This is a genomic window from Candidatus Spyradosoma sp. SGI.093, assembly GCF_050314555.1.
Classification (GTDB): Bacteria; Verrucomicrobiota; Verrucomicrobiia; order Opitutales; family UBA953; genus Spyradosoma.
The window spans coordinates 63,164-78,719 of sequence record NZ_JBNPNH010000004.1; the positions used below are offsets into that span (position 1 = coordinate 63,164).

Here is a 15,556-nt window from a genome sequence, read left to right on the forward strand (position 1 = left end):
TCGGTATGCTTCGGGGCGATGTTTCCCCAGCCGAAAGTCCCGCTCTCCGTCGTCGTCGTCGCCCGCAACGAGGAAAAGAACATGCGCGAATTTCTGGACGGTCTCGCGTTCGCGGAGGAGATCGTCGTCGTTGATGATTTTTCGGAGGACGCCACGGCGGAAATCGCGCGGGAACGCGGCGCGAAAGTCTTTCGCCGCGCGATGAACGGCGATTGGGGCGCGCAACAGACTTTTGCCATAGAACAGGCAACGCAGGAGTGGGTTCTGCTTCTCGACTGCGACGAACGCGTCACCCCCGAGCTCGCGGCGGAAATCCGCGAACGCGTCGCGTGCGGCGAGAAACGCGCCTACGCCGTCCGCCGCGTCAATCATTTCAAGGGCGTCCGCGTGAATCACGGCGTGCTGCGTCCGGACTGGGTGCCGCGCCTGCTGCCGCGCGCGGGAACGCGCGTCGAAGGCTTCGTGCATCCGAAAATCATCTTCAACTGCCCGCCCGCGCGGCTGCGCGCGCCGCTGCTTCACTTCACCTACGACACGTGGCGCGCCTATCTCGGCAAATTCGAAAAATACACGCGGCTCGCGGCGGAAAAGGCGTTCGCCGAAGGCAAGCGCGCGCGGTTTTTCCGCGACGTCGTGCTGCGCCCGGCGTTCGCGTTCTTCAAGATGTACGTGCTGCAGGGCGGCTTTCTCGACGGGAAGATCGGCTGGATTCTCTCCGCGAATCACTACTTCTACACGGAAATGAAATACGTGCGCCTCTACTTCCTGCAGCGGGAACGCGACGCCGCGCGCGGCGCGGAAAGCGAGGCGCGTCGATGAGGCGTTTCGCGCGGGCGCGATTTTTTCTCGCGGCGTGGTGGGCGAATCTCGCCGCCGTCGCGCTGATTTCCGCGCTGGGGCGGCTCGCGCTTTGGATTTTCCCGGCGGAAGCGGACGGCGCTCTTTTTTCCGCCGAAGCCGGCGAGGCGTGGAGCGTCGGCGCGCGCTTCGACCTGATGACGGGCGCGTATCTCTCGCTCCCGATTCTGTCGGCGTGGCTCGTCGCCCTGGCGTTCCCGCGGAAACGCTCCGCGGCGCTGCGCTGCGGCCTGGGCGTTTCGCTCGCGCTTGATCTGCTGCTCGTCGGCGTGTGGGTCGCCGATTTCGGATTTTTCGGCGAATACGGCGACCAGTTCAACGTGTGGGCGCTCGGCGTATTCAACGACGACGCGGGCGCGATTTTCGGCACCGTGCTCGCGGATTATCATTGGGGACGCTACCTCGCCGCCTTCGTCGCGGGAACGGCGCTTTGCGCGTTCGCGATTCCGCGTCTGAACCGCGCGGCGCTGCGTTTTTCGGCGCGACGCGCGCGCGGCGTCGCGGGAACGCTCGTCCTTTTCGCCGCGACGCTCGTCTGCGCCGCGTTCTGCTTCCGCGGAGGATTCGCGCGGCGTCCGCTCGGGCTGCGCGACGCCGCCGTCTGCGCGACGGACAAGCTCAACCGGCTCATCGTCAATCCGGCGTTTCTGCTGAAGCACGTCTTCCTCGACATGCGGGAAATCTCCAACGGCGGCGCGCGCCCGGCGTTCGTGCACGACGTTCCCGAGCAGGCTCGGCGGCTCTTCGGGACACCCGCGGAGACGCCGGCGGAAATCGAAGCGCTCGTCACCAAAAAGAACCGTAGACTGAACCCGAACGCGCCCGCGCCGAAACGCGTCTATCTCTTCGTGATGGAGAGCTACGACGCCTGGCCGCTCGCGGAAAAATACGCGCCGCTCGGGCTCGCGGACTCGGTCGCGAAACTGCGGGAACGCGGCGCTTCGTCCGAGAATTTCATCTCCGGCGCCTCGGGGACGATGCTCTCGCTTTCGGCGCTCATGTCGGGCGTGCCGCACGTGGACGTCGCGCAGAACTACCGCCCGAACGGCAGTCGCGCGCTCGCGACGGCGACGGCGAAAATCTTTTCCCGACTCGGCTACAGGACGCGCTTCGCCTACTGCGGCTACGGCATGTGGCAGCACGTCGAAACCTACGCGCGCGACCAGGGATTCGACGAAGTCGTGCTCGGCAGCGACGTCGCCGACTGCCCGGAAACGCTCAAGGGCGAATGGGGCGTGCCCGACGGTTTTCTGTTCGAGCACCTCGCGAAGCTCGCTCGCGCGGACGGCGAGACGCCCGTCTTCACGCTCGTGCTGAGCGCCTCTTACCACCCGCCCTACAATCTGCCGCTCGACGATTTCGGCTGCCCGCCCGTCGTCGTTCCCGCCGAGCTCGCGGACGCCTGCGGCGGACGCGCGACGCCGAACGAACTGCGGCATTTCCGCTACGCGGACCGCGCGCTCGGGAAATTCGTCGAAGCCGTCGGGAGCTTCGACCCGGACGCGGTCTTCGCCGTCACGGGCGACCATTTTTCGCGCCGCTTCATCGGGAAAAATCCCACGCTCGCGGAGCGCAAGCAGGTGCCGTTCGTCGTCGCCGGCGGCGGCGTTCCCGCGGGAACGAAACTGCCCTTCGGCACGCACGCGGACGTCGTGCCGACGCTGCTCGCGCTGTGCGCGCCGGAAGGCTTCGAATACGCGAGCTTCGGCGAAAATCTGTTTTCGGAGGCGGCGCGTTCCCGTCGCTGCGCCTTCGGAGAAAACGTCGTCCTGCACGCGGGCGGCGGCTTTCTTTACGGCTCGCCGGACGAGCGCTACGGCGCACCCGTTCCGCCCGAGCTCGCGGCGGAAATGACCGCGGACGCCGACGCGCTCCGCGCCCTCGCCTGGACTTATTTCGAAAAAACGGAGACGCCGCAATCCCGATGAACGACTCACAAAGCATGTTCCGCATCTTCTGCAACGCGTCCGAATTCGCGGCGGCGTTCGACGAAATTCGTTCGATGCTGCGGGAACGTCGCGGCGAAGTCCTGCGCGACGCCATGGACCACCCGACTCGGGCGCGCCTCATCCTGAAAACGAAAATCGCGGGCGTTCCCGTCGTGCTCAAGCACGAGTACTTCATCTTCCGTTTCGACCGCTCTCTGAAAGCGTTTCTTTTCGGCTCCGACGCGCGCAACATTTTTTGCCTCAGCGAGCGCGCCCGCGCCGACGGGTTCCGGGGAATTCCGCGCACATTTCTCGTCGCCGAAAGATTCTCCCGCGGCGTCCTGAGGGAAACGATTTCCGTGACGGAATTTTTGGACGGCGCATCTCCGTCGTCGCCCTGTTCCCGCGAGACGCAGGACGCGATCGCCGCGCTGATGCGCGAGTGCCACGCGCGCGGAATCATCTCCGGCGACGTCTGCCCGGATAATTTTCTGCTCGCGCGGGACGGCATGAAGCTCATCGATTTCCGCGGAGGAAAGGTTTTCCCGTGTCTGGCGAAGGCGCGCGACCGCCTCCAGCTCGAACGCGTCTTCGGCATCCCGAACCGTTCCCGCGGGCTTCCCGAAAGAATTTTCATCGCCCTGCACGCGCTGCGCAACCTCGGCCGCAGACTCCGCGGCAGAACTCCCATAGCAGATTGAACACCGTACATCACGACTTATGCCTAAAAAAGTATTCGTTTCCGGTTGCTACGACATGCTCCACAGCGGGCACGTGGCGTTTTTCGAAGAGGCTTCCAAGCTCGGAGAGCTCTACGTCGGCATCGGCAGCGACGCCACGATCTGCGCTCTCAAGGCGCGCAAGACCATCAACCCCGAAGCCGAGCGGCTCTACATGGTCAAGGCGCTCCGCTGCGTCAAGGACGCCTGGATCAACCGCGGGAGCGGCATCATGGACTTCGAGGAAGACGTGCTCGCGCTCAAGCCCGACATCTTTTACGTGAACACCGACGGGCACTCGCCCGCGAAGGAGGATTTCTGCCGCAAGCACGGCATCGAATACGTCGTCGCCAAGCGCGTGCCGCACGGCGATCTGCCGGCGCGCTCGACGACCGCGCTGCGCAAGGAATGCCGCATTCCCTACCGCATCGATCTCGCGGGCGGCTGGCTCGACCAGCCTTTCGTGAACGAGCTCGCGCCAGGCGCGGTGCTGACCGTCTCGATCGAGCCGGACTACGAGTTCAACGACCGCAGCGGCATGGCGACGAGCTCGCGCAAGAAGGCGGTGGAGCTTTGGCAGACGGACGTTCCCGAAACGAGCGACCGCGAGAAGCTCGCGAAGATCCTGTTCTGCTACGAAAACCCTCCGATGATGGGCAACCGCTACGTGAGCGGCTCGCAGGATTCTCTCGGGATCGTGATACCCGGGCTGAACCGGCTCGACTACGACCGCGGCTACTGGCCGACGAAGATCACGACGCGCACGGACGCGGATCTGCTCGCGTGGATCGAGGCGCGTCTGTGGCTCGTGCCGCTGTATCCACGTCGCGCGGAATACGACGTCTTCGCGGGAACGCGCGTGACGGAGGAAAACGCGCGCGCGCTCGCTTCGGCGACGGACGCGGCGTGGGAGGCGATTCTTGCGAAGGACGCTTCGGCGTGGGGCGCGGCGACGACCGCGGTCTTCGAGGCGCAGACCGCGATGTTCCCGAACATGGCGCCCGCGGACGTGCGCGAGATCATCGCGAAATACGCGCCCGTCTCTCTCGGGCACAAGGTCTCGGGCGCGGGCGGCGGAGGCTACCTCATCCTCGTCTCGGAAACACCGATTGAAAACGCTCTGAAAATCCGAATCCGCCGGAAATGAAAAAATTCACCGCATCATTGATCACCTCGCTGATTCCGAGCAGGAAGCTTCGGAAAAAGCTGAAAGAGCGCCTCATATCCGGGAAACTTCGAATCGAGCCCGGCAACGTCGTCGAACTAGCCGTCCGCTCGTCCAACAACATCGGCATCCACGGACGCGGCAACCGCCTTGTGGTCAAAACGAAAGAGATTCCGCTCCGGCTTGACGTTTCGATTGTCGGAAACGGGAACGAAATCGTCATCGAGGAAGGTTTCCGCGCGGAATCTTTGTGCCGCATCATCGTCGGAACAGACTCCAATCCCTGCGACAATGCGAAAATCCACATCGGAAAAAACACGCACGTGAACGACGTGTATTTCTTGACCATGGAGGACGATTCCTTCATCGAAGTCGGCGAAGACTGCCTTTTCTCCTGGGGCGTTTACGTGTGGGCGACGGACTCTCATGCCATATTCGAGACTTCGGAAGACTTGCCTTGCGAGGCGAATACCGAAAACGTCCGCAATTGCGGGAAATTCGTGAAAATCGGAAATCACGTCTGGCTCGGCATGGACGTGAAGGTCGGGAAAAACACGGAAATCGGCGACGGGTGCGTCGTCGGCTGGAGCAGTGTCGTCACCGGCGCGTTTCCGGAAAAGAACTGCGTCATCGCAGGCGTTCCCGCGAAAATAATAAAGCAAAACCGGTCGTGGCATTACCGCTCCGCGAACATGTTTCTTCGGCAGAAAGATCCGTCATGAAAATCTCAATCATCACCGTCAACTACAACGACGCTCCGGGGCTTGAAAAGACGCTCGCTTCGGAGACGGCTCTGCGCCTTCCCGCAGGCGTCGAAACGGAGGTTGTCGTCATCGACGGCGGAAGCACGGACGGAAGCGTCGATGTGCTGAAAAGCTTTTCCGGAAAAATAGCCTACTCCGTCTCCGAACCGGACCGCGGCATTTTTCACGCGATGAACAAAGGCGTCGCCGCCGCGACAGGCGATTTCTGCATCTTCATGAATTCCGGAGACCGCTTCGCCTCCGAAGACGTTTTCGAAAAAATCTTCGCCGAAGGAGAAGCGCGGAAGCGCTTCGAAGCGGACGTCGTGACCGGCTCGACAATTTACGTCGATTCCGTCGCGGGAACGCGGGAATTCGGTCACGCGCCGGCGGCGGTCTCGCTCGGTTTTTTCTACAACAAGACGCTGCAGCATCAATCTTCCTTCATCCGCACGGAAAAGCTGCGCCGATTCCCCTACGACGAAACGCTGAAAATCGTCGGAGACATCAAATTTTGGATTCAGTGCCTGATTCTCGACGGAGGGCGCTACGCGCGCACGCGCGTTCCCGTAGCGGAATTCGATCTCGCCGGCGTGCGTTCCCGCCCGGAAGGCGCGGAAGAAACGGAACTGCGCCGCGTCTTCCGCGACTTGAAGCTGGAAAAGATTCTCTGCGACTATGATCTCATCATGCGTCCCGCCGATTTGAAGATGCGACTCTGCAAGCATTTCTTCTCCCGCGCACTGAGGAAGGAGCTCGACATATGAGAAAATTCTCAATCGTCACCGTCTGCCGCAACGCGGAAAAAACAATCGAACGCACAATACGCTCCGTAATCGCGCAGACGTATCCGAACAAGGAATTCGTCGTGATCGACGGCGCCTCTTCAGACGGCACGCGCGCCATTCTCGAAAAATATCGGGATAAAATCGACGTCGTCGTCTCGGAGCCGGACAAAGGGATTTACGACGCGATGAACAAGGGCGTTTCGCGCGCGACGGGAGACTACGTCATCTTCATCAACGCGGACGATTATTTTTATGACGACCGCGCGCTCGAGCACGCGGCGGGAACGCCCGAGGCGGATTTTCTCTTCGGAGCGCAATACGACGCTGAAGACGGCTTGCTGAAACCCGCGGAGAATCTGGACGCGCTCGACGTCCCGCATCTTTTTTTCGGGCAGTTTGCACACCAGTCGATTTTCGCGAGACGCGATCTTTTCGCGCGCTTCGGAGCGTTCGACACGAGCTACCGCATCTGCGCCGACTGGGACTGGATTCTGCGCTGCATCGTGAACGGCGCGACGACGTCGAAAATCGAGGCTCCGATTGCAGTCTTCACGGTAGGCGGAGCCTCGGGCGCAGCCGGCAGAAACGGGCTCCTCTCGCGGGAGCGCAAAGCGCTCCTGCGGAAGAACCTCGGCGCGCTCCCGCTCGAAAACGCGCTCACGCGCATCGAAAAAATTTTCCGAAAACCGTTGCAAAAAATCGGACTGGGACGCGTCCTGGAAAACGCCGTCCGCCGCAGTCTCGCAAAGAAATTTCCGTCTCGGAAAAGCTGAACAGACGGCGACATGCTCTTCAATTCGACAGAATTTTTGGTTTTCGGGCTCGCCGCGCTGACGCTTCACTGGTACGCGTTCAGCGGGAGCGCACGACGGCAGAACGCGTTTCTGCTCGCGGCGAGCTGGTTTTTCTACGCCTGGTGGGACTGGCGTTTTCTCGGTCTGCTGATTCTCGCGGGCGCGACGTCGTTCGCCGCAGGACTCGGCGTCGCGCACTCCGAAGAAAACACGAGAGCGCGCCGAGGTTGGTTTCTCTTCGGCGTGCTGACGAATCTCGGCGTGCTCGCGCTATTCAAATATTACGACTTCTTCGTCCGCTCGTTTTCGGAAGCCTTTCTCGGCGGAATCGACGGCGGGCTGCTGCTGAACCTCGCGTTGCCGGTCGGCGTCTCGTTCTATTCGTTCCAGGCGATCGGCTACTGCGCGGACGTCTTTCTCGGTCGCGTTCCCGCGGAAAAAAGTCCCCTTCGGCATTTCACGTTCATCAGCTTTTTCCCGCAGCTGCTCGCGGGGCCCATCGGGCGCTCGGGCAATCTTTCGCCTCAGTTCGCGGAGCGGCGGACGTTCGACGCGGCGCTCGCGACCGACGGGCTGAGGCAGATTCTTTGGGGGCTTTTCAAAAAAACCGTCGTGGCGGACAACTGCGCCGCCGTCGTCGACGCCGTCTGGGCGGGCGGCGCCGGGAACGCCTCGCCGGGAACGCTTGTCGCCGCTGCCGTGCTCTATTCCTTCCAGATTTACGGCGACTTCAGCGGCTACAGCGACATGGCGATCGGCACCGCCAAGCTCTTCGGCGTCCGTCTCGGCGACAATTTTCTGTTCCCGTACTTCAGCCGCGACCCGCAGGAATTCTGGCGCCGCTGGCACATTTCGCTCAACACCTGGTTTCGGGACTTCGTCTATATCCCGCTCGGCGGCTCCCGCGCGGGAAAGCTCCGGACGCTGCGCAATCTCTTCGTCGTTTTCGGTCTGAGCGGACTTTGGCACGGAGCGAACTGGACGTTCGTCTGCTGGGGGCTTTTTCACGCGCTGCTTTTCGTGCCGCGGACGCTTTTCGGGCGAAAGCGGAAAAGCACGGCTGTCGTCGCCGAAAACGCGGCGCTGCCGAGTCTCTCGGAGCTCGCGCGACTCGTCGCCACGTTCGTCGCCGTCACGATCGGCTGGGTATTCTTCAGAGCGCCGACGCTCGGCGACGCGTTCGCCTTTCTCGGAAACTGCGTCGTTCCCGCGGGAACGGAGACTTTCGGATTCTGCGGAACGCCGTTCCTTTTCATCGGAATGATGCTCGTCGTCGAATGGATCCAACGCCGAGGAACTCACGCGCTTTACCGAGTTTTCCCGTTCCCGCGCCCCGTCCGTTGGGCACTTTACGGACTATTCCTCTTCTTCATTTTTCAAAATGACGGAATGCAGGAAAACTTCATCTATTTCAGATTCTGAACCATGTCCGAAATCGACGCAAAAAACCGATTTTTCGCGAAACTGCTTTTATTTTTCGCGTGTTTCGCGATCGTCGCGGCTCTTGTTCCCGCGCTCGCCGCGCTGAGAATACGCACCTATTCGTACGCCTTGCCGCCTGACAAGAAGATTCTCTTCGTCGGCGACTCTCACATCGCGCAAGGCGTGGACGACGCGGAAATTCCCGGCGCATTCAATTCCTCCGTCAGCGCGGACACTTACGTGAGCGCTTATCTGCGCCTTCGGCTTCTGCTGCGGGACAATCCGCAGATCGATACGGTGTTTCTGGGCGTCTCGCCCTACTCGATTTCCCGCGGCTCGGACGAGACGCTCTTCCGTCCGTCGCTCGTGGCCATGAAAGTGCCTTATTATCTGCCGCATTTCGGCGAAGACGAATGGACGCTCTATCTCGAGCGCGCCCCGAAAGATTTTCTCCGCGCGGTTTTTCTCTCGCCCTCGACCTACCTGCGCTCAAGCAAGCTGAGCAATAAAAAATACTTCAAAAAGCTCGGCGGATTCAATCCTCGGGAAAACCGTTCTTTGGCGAAGGCAGTCGCTGCGACGGAAACGCTCGAAAAACCGCTCTTTTGGGGGTGTGAAGCGGAACTGACATATCTCGAAAAGATTCGCGCACTTTGTGAAAATCGGAGAATAAGACTGATTTTCCTCAACACGCCGATTTACTCCGCAGAGAAATACCTGAACGTCTCTCATTACTACGAAACGCTACGGGAACGCTTTTCGGACATCGAGCTGTGGGACTACATGAATCTCGACGTTCCCGACGACTGCCGCGAAGACGTGAACCATCTCAACGCGTTCGGCGCGAAGCGTTTCGCGAAGCTGCTTGCGGCGCGCATCGCCGCAACGGACGAAACGCGTCAGGCAAGTTCCGGGAAGGAATTGCGCGTCCAACGAAGCGTGAAGCACGAACCGTCCGCGCGGGAAAACTCCAACGCGAAACTTCCCGCGGGAACGTCGTAAACGCGACGTTCAAAACGCGCTCCCGCAAGTTGCGCGAGCAAATTTTTCAACGCGAAGAACGCCGGGCGCGGGCGCGGATTCCCCGGATTCGAATCATCCACGAGCCCGAATCCTCGATGCACGAGGCGCCACCAATACACGCGTGAAACGTGTCCGCTCGCGATCGCCAGGAGCAGATAGCGGCACATGAATTTCGCGTAGTCTTCTTCGGAAACGCGCGGAGGCTCCGTCGCCCACGGGTCTGCCGGCCGCGTTTCCCACGGACCGAACATCACGAACGGCGAGTCGATCGGTCCGTAAACGCCGGCGCCGAGAAGCGGCCAGTTCGTTTCCGAGACGACGATTTTCGATTCTTCGAAACCGTAAGTCTCCGCGAACGCGCGATGAATCGCGCACTTGCCGACGAGATCGAATTTCCCCTGAAAATTTTCCGGCGCGCCGCGACGATCGACGTAAAGGTGCTGAGAAAGCGCGGAAAACGTTCCCGCGGGAACGCGCGACAGCAGTCCGGGCAGAGAGTGCAGGTCGAAGTCGATGCACGCCGGCCCCGTGAGGCGGATTTTCGGGAACGCGCGTTTCGCTTCGATCGCGGGCGCGAGCAATTTGTCGTAATCCGCGAAATCCCAGACGCCCCATTTTCCGCGGTTCGTCGCATGTCCGATTTCGTAAAAATCCGCGAAGTCGTGAGTTTTTTCCACGGCGAGCATCACCATTTCCCGCCAGCTCCCCGCGTCGCGGACCGCCGCGCGGTCCTGCACGAGAGCGAACGCGACCGCGTTCCCGCGCTCACGGAGCTCCCGCGCCTTTTCCAGAGCGAAATTCCACTGCGGGCACCCCTTGTGATGATAAAGACGGAGCAGCACCGGCAACTTCGCGCGCGCAGAGTCTTCGAGTTCCGCCAAATACGCAATCTGCGTTTCCCAGTTCGTCTCCGCCGTGGCTTCAAGCTTCATGCCGAGCGTTCCCGCGAAATCGACGGGCTCGGAGAACGAGCTCTCGGCGATTTTTCCGTAATTTTTCCAGACGCGCCGCCCGCGCAGAAAAAACTCCTTCGCGATTCGGAAAATATTGTCCGCCGAGCGGAATTTTCGGCGTTCCCGCGACATGTAGGCGGGAATCGCCTGGACGGAACGTTCGTCCCAAATCCAAAGTTCTTTGCCGAGCGGCACCGCGCTTCCGGGAGCCGCCGCAAGCGCCGCCCTGCGGTCTTCCCGGCGAACGCGCCATTCGCGGATCGGATGCCGCCAGGGACGCAGCGCCGAATGCCGGTCGAAAGCACCGCGTTCTTTCGCTTCGGCGACGACGAATTCGCCCGGCGGCCCGTAGCCCATGTAATACATCGAGTGAAAGACCCGCCGCAGATCCGACGGCAGATCCAGGCGCGCAAGATCGCGCCCGCGCTGCGCGTCCGTCAGCGTTCCCGCGGGGAAAATCCGCACGCGATCGAGGTCGATGAAGAGAACCTGCACCTCTTCATTGACCTTTCTCAGCGCGATGTTCTGATTGCCCAGATCGCGGTGCACGATGCCGGCGTCGTGCATCGCGCGGCAGGCGTCGGCGACCTTCTGCATCAGCGACATCAGCGTTCCGCAGTCCGGATTTTCGGAATAGATGCGGTAAAGCTCGTCACGAAAATTCGTCAGCGCGGGAACGAACGCCGTGACGAGGCGGCTTTCGAGCAGATGCCCTTTCGCGTCCCGACGTTCGGCGACGGCGACAGGCTCGGGCGTGCCGATCTGTTTTTCCCGAAGAATCCAAGCCGCCGCGAATGCCCGAAGCGCTTTGGAGCCCTTGTTCCCGCGCTCGAAAAATTCGCGGAGTTTCCCGGGAGCGCGATACGTCTTCACGACGACGTCGCGCAAGACGCCGCCGACCTCGCATCGGGTCCGCACGACGCGTTCCCGCCCCTGCTGCAGCAGCACGGTGCCCTCGCGTTCCCGCGACGAAATCAGAAGTTCCCGCAGATCGTCGGAGTCCCAATCGGGATCGACGCGCGCGCTCCAGCCGCGCAGGTCGCGCGCCTCGGGCAAAAAAGAGAAAATCGAATCGTCGTTCTGCGGCGGTTTCATTGCGGAGAATCGTCAGGGGTGAAATATCGGGAAATCAGGCGAGCAGCTCCAAAAGCGCGTCCACGTGCTTTTCGAGCGAATACGGGTAGCGCACGGACGCCTCGGGGTCGGAGAGCGCGAGCGTTCCCGCGCGATGGCGTTCCCGCGCCGCGGCAATCGCGGCACGAACGCCCGCGACGCTTCGCGGGAACTTGACGCAGCCCGGCTCAGCGAGCGCGTCCGTCGCTCCGCAGAACTCGGAAAGCAGCGCGGGCGTGCCGCAAAGAATCGACTCGACGGCGACCAATCCGAACGCCTCGTATTTGCTGGCGAGAATCGTCGCGTCCGCCGCCGCGTAGCATTTTTCGACGTCCGCGCGGAATCCGAGATTGAGCGCGCGCGGATGCTCGATCGGTCGCCGCGACGCCACCGCGAGCACGACGTCGGGATCGTTCAGTTCGTCAAGCGCGGCGAGAATCAGATCCGCGCCCTTGAGCGCATGATTGTTCGACGGGAAAAGCAGCACGAACTTGTCTTCGGAGACGCCCCACTCCGCCCGAACCTCCTTTCGGAACGAACGCGCGGCAAGATTGAACTTCGCGGTGTCCACGGGCGGGAACAGACAGACGACCTTCTCCGGCGCGGCGACCTTCAGGTCGAGAATCTCGCTTCGCGTCATGCGGGAATGCGCGACGCAGACCTTCGCCTGCGCATAGAGCGCCGCTTCGTGCTCCATCACGAGCCTGTCCGTGAACGAAGGTTTCCTTTTTCCTTTTTTGAGCAGGTGAGCGAGATGCGTCCCGCCCGAAATCGCCATGTCCACGGGCGCGGGAACGCGGGACGCGCTGACTGTTTTCCAGCCCTTGCGGCAGAACGTCGCCGCGCGGTTTTCGAAATCCCAATTCGCCAGACGTTGCGAAAAAAGATACGGGAAGCGCGCGGGAACGCGGATCAGCTCGATGCGGTCCCGCAGCTCCGCCGGGAAAACGGACGCGTCCGTCCGCATCGCCACGCCGCGCACGGGAACGCCTTTCCGAGCGAAACCGCATATCATGTCGACGACGGCGCGCTCCATTCCTCCGGCGCGGGCGATTGTGTGAAAAATGAAATTGATTCCGGGGATTGGCATAGGCGAGGCGAGAAATAATCCCACTTCCGCCGCGCGCCCGCAACGATATTTCCCGCTTCCTCCGGGAGATTTTCGCCAAATTGAAATTTGACCCGTCCGCTCATCGATTTTACTCTTCGTCTCCATGCCGCTCACCGTCTTCACCTATCACAGAATCCAGCCCAAGCCGCATCCGGACGCCCTCGACGCGGAAACGTTCGAACGCCAGCTGGACTTCATTCAGAAAAAATTCTCCGTTCTGACGCCCGACGACGCGCTCGCCTACATCGCGGGAACGAGGAAATTTCCCGCGAACACGCGCTTCGCGATGCTCTCGTTCGACGACGGCTGGCTGGACAACTGGTTTTTCGCGACGCCGATTCTGAAACGGCGAGGGCTGAAGGCCGCGCTCGCGCTTTCCGCCGGGTTCCTTCACGACGCGCCGCTGCGGGAACGCCCCGAAGACGTCCCCGCCGAAATCGTCGAACGCCGCAATCTCGACGCGGAAGAGATCGCGCTCAAGGGCGACACGCGCTGTTACCTTTCCCGCGCCGAAGTGAAGGCGATGCACGATTCCGGCTGCTGGAGCATCGAGGCTCACGGCACCCGCCACGCGAAAAACGACCGCGGAATCAGCTCCGTCGCCGCGCCCGCGACCGGAGTTTCGCCGAAGGATTTCGAAAAGTTTCTTCGGGCGGATCTGGAAAACTGTATCCGCGAAATCACGACGATTACAGGACGCGCGCCGAAAATGCTTTTTTGGCCCTGGGGGCACTATTCCGACGAGTCGGTCCGAATCGCGAAATCGCTCGGTTTCAATGCGCAGTTCACGACCGCGAAAGGATCCTGCGGATTCGGCGATTCCCGCGACGTGCTCCCGCGTCTGAACGCCGCGGCGAAATGGGAAAAGTTCACGCGCAACGTCTTCATCTTCAGCCGCCCGCTGCTGACGAAGCTCCACGATCTTCTGGCGCACACGGAAACACTCCGCAAGAGCTGAGTCCCGCGACTACCTGAAAAACTCCTTGCTCTGCTCGACGGCGGCGCGGAAGACGGGGACGTTCAGCTTCGCGTCGGGGAGGTAGCGGTAGTCGCGGTCGAAGATTTCGTAGTCGCCGAGGCGGACGTGCGTGATGCGGTCGCGCTCGATCACGCCCCACTGCTCCGGATGCCCGACGAGCAGCCATTCGCGCGGCGTCTCGTCGAAAAGATTTTTGCCCACGGAATAGTCGCTCGGCGCGTTCCCGACGTGCAGATAATTCTGCAGCAGCGTGACGCTCGCGTCGTAGTGCGACGTCCAGTGCGTGTGCGTTTTGGGCGGCAGCGCGGCGTCGAAGAGCACGAACGGCACCTTGAGCTGGTGCGTCGAAAACAGCGAGCCGTGGCCCCACGTGTTGTTGCCGTCCTCGTTGAATTCCTGCCCGTGGTCGCCGGTGAGAATGACGATGGTGTTTTCGAGCAGCCCGCGTTCCCGCAGGTCGTCGAACACGCGCCCGAGCTGGCGGTCGAGCCAGAACGCGTCGTTCTTGTAGAGGTTGAAGAACGGGGTCGGGTCGGTGTTTTTGCCGAGCAGCTCGTATTTCGGATTTTCCCAGTCGGTGGGGAATTTCTTCTCGGCGTCCTTCGGAAGCGTCATCGCGTGCAGTTCGTCGAAGAACAGGAAGCCGAAGAACGGGCGGCGCTCGGCGGCGGGAACGCTCACGTGATTTTTCGTGAACTCAAGCCACGCGTCCGCGAGCCGCTCGTCGCCCTCGGCGGTCGAAACGCCCTCCGCAAGGTAGTCGCGGATCGACTCGGCGGGAACGTTCCTGAAGATCGTGCGCGTGAACGGCGGATTGGAGAGCCCCGCCGTCGCGTAAACCGCGGTCGCGTAATTATTTTTCAACAACACGTCCACGAACGCCGAGCTGACGCCGCCGTCGCGGATCGCGCCGAAATACATTCCCGGCAGCCCGTGGAAAAACGACATCACGCCCGTGCGCGTGCCGTGGTCGCCGCTGTAGTGCTCGGCGAAGACCTGCGCGTTCTTCGCGAAGGCGCAGACGTTCGGCATCACTTCCGGCGCGAAGGTGCGGAAATTCCACGAATCGACGAAGATGACGAGCACGTTCTTCGTCGGCGGCTCCGCGGGAACGAGCGGCGCGCGCGGATAGTCGAGCGACGAGCCCGCGTTGAGCTTGATCTTCTCGCGCACCTTTTCGGGATCGACCCAGCCGCGCCGGATCAGAAAACGGTTCGCCGTCAGCGGGAAATGCCCCGGGTAAACCTCCGCGATGCGATAGACGGAACGGCTCCCGTTCGCGGAATAATACGCGTGCATCATGTGCGAGGCGACGAGCAGGACGGCGAGCGTTCCCGCGACCGCGCCGAGCGCCTTCCCGCCCGTGCGCGAAGCGAAAAACCGCGCCGCGGACCACGCGACGAGACCGAGCCCGACGAGCGCGAGCGCCCCGCCCGCCATCAGCGCGATCTGCCCCGCCGTGAACGTGAAGATTCCCGCCGCGCCGCCGCCGAAAAGCAGATCCAGCACGAAGCTGTTGTATACATGAAATCGATACAGACCGAAGACGAAGGTGTCGAGCGCGACGACGATCAGCCCCGCCGTTCCCGCCGCGACGGAAAGGCACGCCGCGAGCGGACGCCGCGGGAACGCCAGCGCCCACGGCAGACAGCACGCGATCCAAGCGACCGCGCCCCACATCGCGAAATGCCCGAACATCGTGCAGAACGCGTACACGCCGCCCTCGCCGGAAAAATCGATGTCGAGCTGACGGAAATAATTCAGCGAAATCAGCGCGGCGAGCGCCGCCGCGAAAACGAAAAACCACGCACCGTGCCGCAGCGCCTCCCCGCGGGAACGCGGCGCCCGCGCCGCAAAAAATTCTCGAATCTTCATGCGTGCAGTTTATCGCGTCCGCCCGTTCCGAAAAACGAAAAAAGCGTTCCCGCGGATTTTCCGCGGGAACGCTCTTCTTCAAGCT

Annotated in this window: 13 protein-coding genes; 10 read left to right on the forward strand and 3 right to left on the reverse strand. The window is 62.0% G+C overall.

Features of this window, described 5'->3' with window-relative positions; translation table 11 throughout:
• The first annotated feature begins 18 nt into the window (after positions 1 to 18).
• Genes ACQREB_RS05535 through ACQREB_RS05575 form a run of 9 tightly spaced genes read left to right on the forward strand, consistent with a single transcriptional unit; the run spans position 19 to position 9,419 of the window.
• Positions 19 to 819, forward strand: coding sequence for a glycosyltransferase family 2 protein (locus tag ACQREB_RS05535; protein WP_427766286.1), 801 nt, complete (start codon positions 19 to 21; stop codon positions 817 to 819).
• Positions 816 to 2,786 carry an LTA synthase family protein gene (locus tag ACQREB_RS05540; protein WP_427766288.1) on the forward strand — a complete coding sequence of 657 codons (1,971 nt, stop codon included), beginning with the start codon at positions 816 to 818 and terminating at the stop codon, positions 2,784 to 2,786. Before ACQREB_RS05535 ends, ACQREB_RS05540 begins: the two co-directional genes overlap by 4 nt.
• A complete protein-coding gene (locus tag ACQREB_RS05545) occupies positions 2,783 to 3,487 on the forward strand; it encodes a lipopolysaccharide core heptose(II) kinase RfaY (RefSeq protein ID WP_427766291.1) in 705 nt (234 codons plus the stop codon). Before ACQREB_RS05540 ends, ACQREB_RS05545 begins: the two co-directional genes overlap by 4 nt.
• 19 nt (positions 3,488 to 3,506) lie before the next feature.
• Complete coding sequence (locus ACQREB_RS05550; RefSeq protein WP_427766294.1) at positions 3,507 to 4,652, forward strand: adenylyltransferase/cytidyltransferase family protein; 1,146 nt, start codon at positions 3,507 to 3,509, stop codon at positions 4,650 to 4,652.
• Entirely contained in the window at positions 4,649 to 5,392 is a 744-nt protein-coding gene (locus ACQREB_RS05555; protein ID WP_427766297.1) for an acyltransferase, read from the forward strand. The genes ACQREB_RS05550 and ACQREB_RS05555 overlap by 4 nt, the downstream gene beginning before the upstream one ends.
• Positions 5,389 to 6,180, forward strand: a complete 792-nt coding sequence (locus ACQREB_RS05560) for a glycosyltransferase family 2 protein (protein ID WP_427766299.1) — start codon at positions 5,389 to 5,391, stop codon at positions 6,178 to 6,180. The genes ACQREB_RS05555 and ACQREB_RS05560 overlap by 4 nt, the downstream gene beginning before the upstream one ends.
• Positions 6,177 to 6,974, forward strand: coding sequence for a glycosyltransferase family 2 protein (locus ACQREB_RS05565; RefSeq protein ID WP_427766302.1), 798 nt, complete (start codon positions 6,177 to 6,179; stop codon positions 6,972 to 6,974). Before ACQREB_RS05560 ends, ACQREB_RS05565 begins: the two co-directional genes overlap by 4 nt.
• Before the next feature lie 12 nt (positions 6,975 to 6,986).
• Positions 6,987 to 8,417, forward strand: a complete 1,431-nt coding sequence (locus ACQREB_RS05570) for an MBOAT family O-acyltransferase (RefSeq protein ID WP_427766305.1) — start codon at positions 6,987 to 6,989, stop codon at positions 8,415 to 8,417.
• Between the two features lie 3 nt (positions 8,418 to 8,420).
• Positions 8,421 to 9,419, forward strand: coding sequence for a hypothetical protein (locus tag ACQREB_RS05575; RefSeq protein ID WP_427766308.1), 999 nt, complete (start codon positions 8,421 to 8,423; stop codon positions 9,417 to 9,419).
• On the opposite strand, the gene ACQREB_RS05580 is transcribed toward ACQREB_RS05575, so the two are convergent.
• Both ACQREB_RS05580 and ACQREB_RS05585 read right to left on the reverse strand, forming a co-directional pair.
• Positions 9,317 to 11,488, reverse strand: coding sequence for a lipopolysaccharide kinase InaA family protein (locus ACQREB_RS05580; RefSeq protein WP_427766311.1), 2,172 nt, complete (start codon positions 11,486 to 11,488; stop codon positions 9,317 to 9,319). The genes ACQREB_RS05575 and ACQREB_RS05580 overlap by 103 nt on opposite strands.
• A 34-nt stretch (positions 11,489 to 11,522) precedes the next feature.
• Entirely contained in the window at positions 11,523 to 12,596 is a 1,074-nt protein-coding gene (locus ACQREB_RS05585) for a glycosyltransferase family 4 protein (protein WP_427766314.1), read from the reverse strand.
• A 124-nt stretch (positions 12,597 to 12,720) separates the two neighbouring features.
• On the opposite strand from ACQREB_RS05585, the gene ACQREB_RS05590 reads away from it, so the two are divergent.
• On the forward strand, positions 12,721 to 13,575 hold the full coding sequence (locus tag ACQREB_RS05590; RefSeq protein WP_427766317.1) for a polysaccharide deacetylase family protein: 855 nt from the start codon (positions 12,721 to 12,723) through the stop codon (positions 13,573 to 13,575).
• Positions 13,576 to 13,584: 9 nt separating this feature from the next.
• On the opposite strand, the gene ACQREB_RS05595 is transcribed toward ACQREB_RS05590, so the two are convergent.
• Positions 13,585 to 15,471 (reverse strand): DUF3413 domain-containing protein, encoded by a 1,887-nt coding sequence (locus ACQREB_RS05595; protein WP_427766320.1) that lies wholly within the window; start codon positions 15,469 to 15,471, stop codon positions 13,585 to 13,587.
• Positions 15,472 to 15,556 lie beyond the last annotated feature (85 nt).

Excerpts from the sequence above, each read along its gene's own strand:
- ACQREB_RS05570 (WP_427766305.1), top strand. The coding sequence starts at position 6,987 with ATGCTCTTCAATTCGACAGAATTTTTGGTTTTCGGGCTCGCCGCGCTG.
- ACQREB_RS05550 (WP_427766294.1), top strand. The coding sequence starts at position 3,507 with ATGCCTAAAAAAGTATTCGTTTCCGGTTGCTACGACATGCTCCACAGC.
- ACQREB_RS05560 (WP_427766299.1), top strand. The coding sequence starts at position 5,389 with ATGAAAATCTCAATCATCACCGTCAACTACAACGACGCTCCGGGGCTT.
- ACQREB_RS05585 (WP_427766314.1), bottom strand. The coding sequence starts at position 12,596 with ATGCCAATCCCCGGAATCAATTTCATTTTTCACACAATCGCCCGCGCC.
- ACQREB_RS05535 (WP_427766286.1), top strand. The coding sequence starts at position 19 with ATGTTTCCCCAGCCGAAAGTCCCGCTCTCCGTCGTCGTCGTCGCCCGC.
- ACQREB_RS05590 (WP_427766317.1), top strand. The coding sequence starts at position 12,721 with ATGCCGCTCACCGTCTTCACCTATCACAGAATCCAGCCCAAGCCGCAT.
- ACQREB_RS05555 (WP_427766297.1), top strand. The coding sequence starts at position 4,649 with ATGAAAAAATTCACCGCATCATTGATCACCTCGCTGATTCCGAGCAGG.
- ACQREB_RS05575 (WP_427766308.1), top strand. The coding sequence starts at position 8,421 with ATGTCCGAAATCGACGCAAAAAACCGATTTTTCGCGAAACTGCTTTTA.
- ACQREB_RS05545 (WP_427766291.1), top strand. The coding sequence starts at position 2,783 with ATGAACGACTCACAAAGCATGTTCCGCATCTTCTGCAACGCGTCCGAA.
- ACQREB_RS05580 (WP_427766311.1), bottom strand. The coding sequence starts at position 11,488 with ATGAAACCGCCGCAGAACGACGATTCGATTTTCTCTTTTTTGCCCGAG.
- ACQREB_RS05595 (WP_427766320.1), bottom strand. The coding sequence starts at position 15,471 with ATGAAGATTCGAGAATTTTTTGCGGCGCGGGCGCCGCGTTCCCGCGGG.
- ACQREB_RS05565 (WP_427766302.1), top strand. The coding sequence starts at position 6,177 with ATGAGAAAATTCTCAATCGTCACCGTCTGCCGCAACGCGGAAAAAACA.
- ACQREB_RS05540 (WP_427766288.1), top strand. The coding sequence starts at position 816 with ATGAGGCGTTTCGCGCGGGCGCGATTTTTTCTCGCGGCGTGGTGGGCG.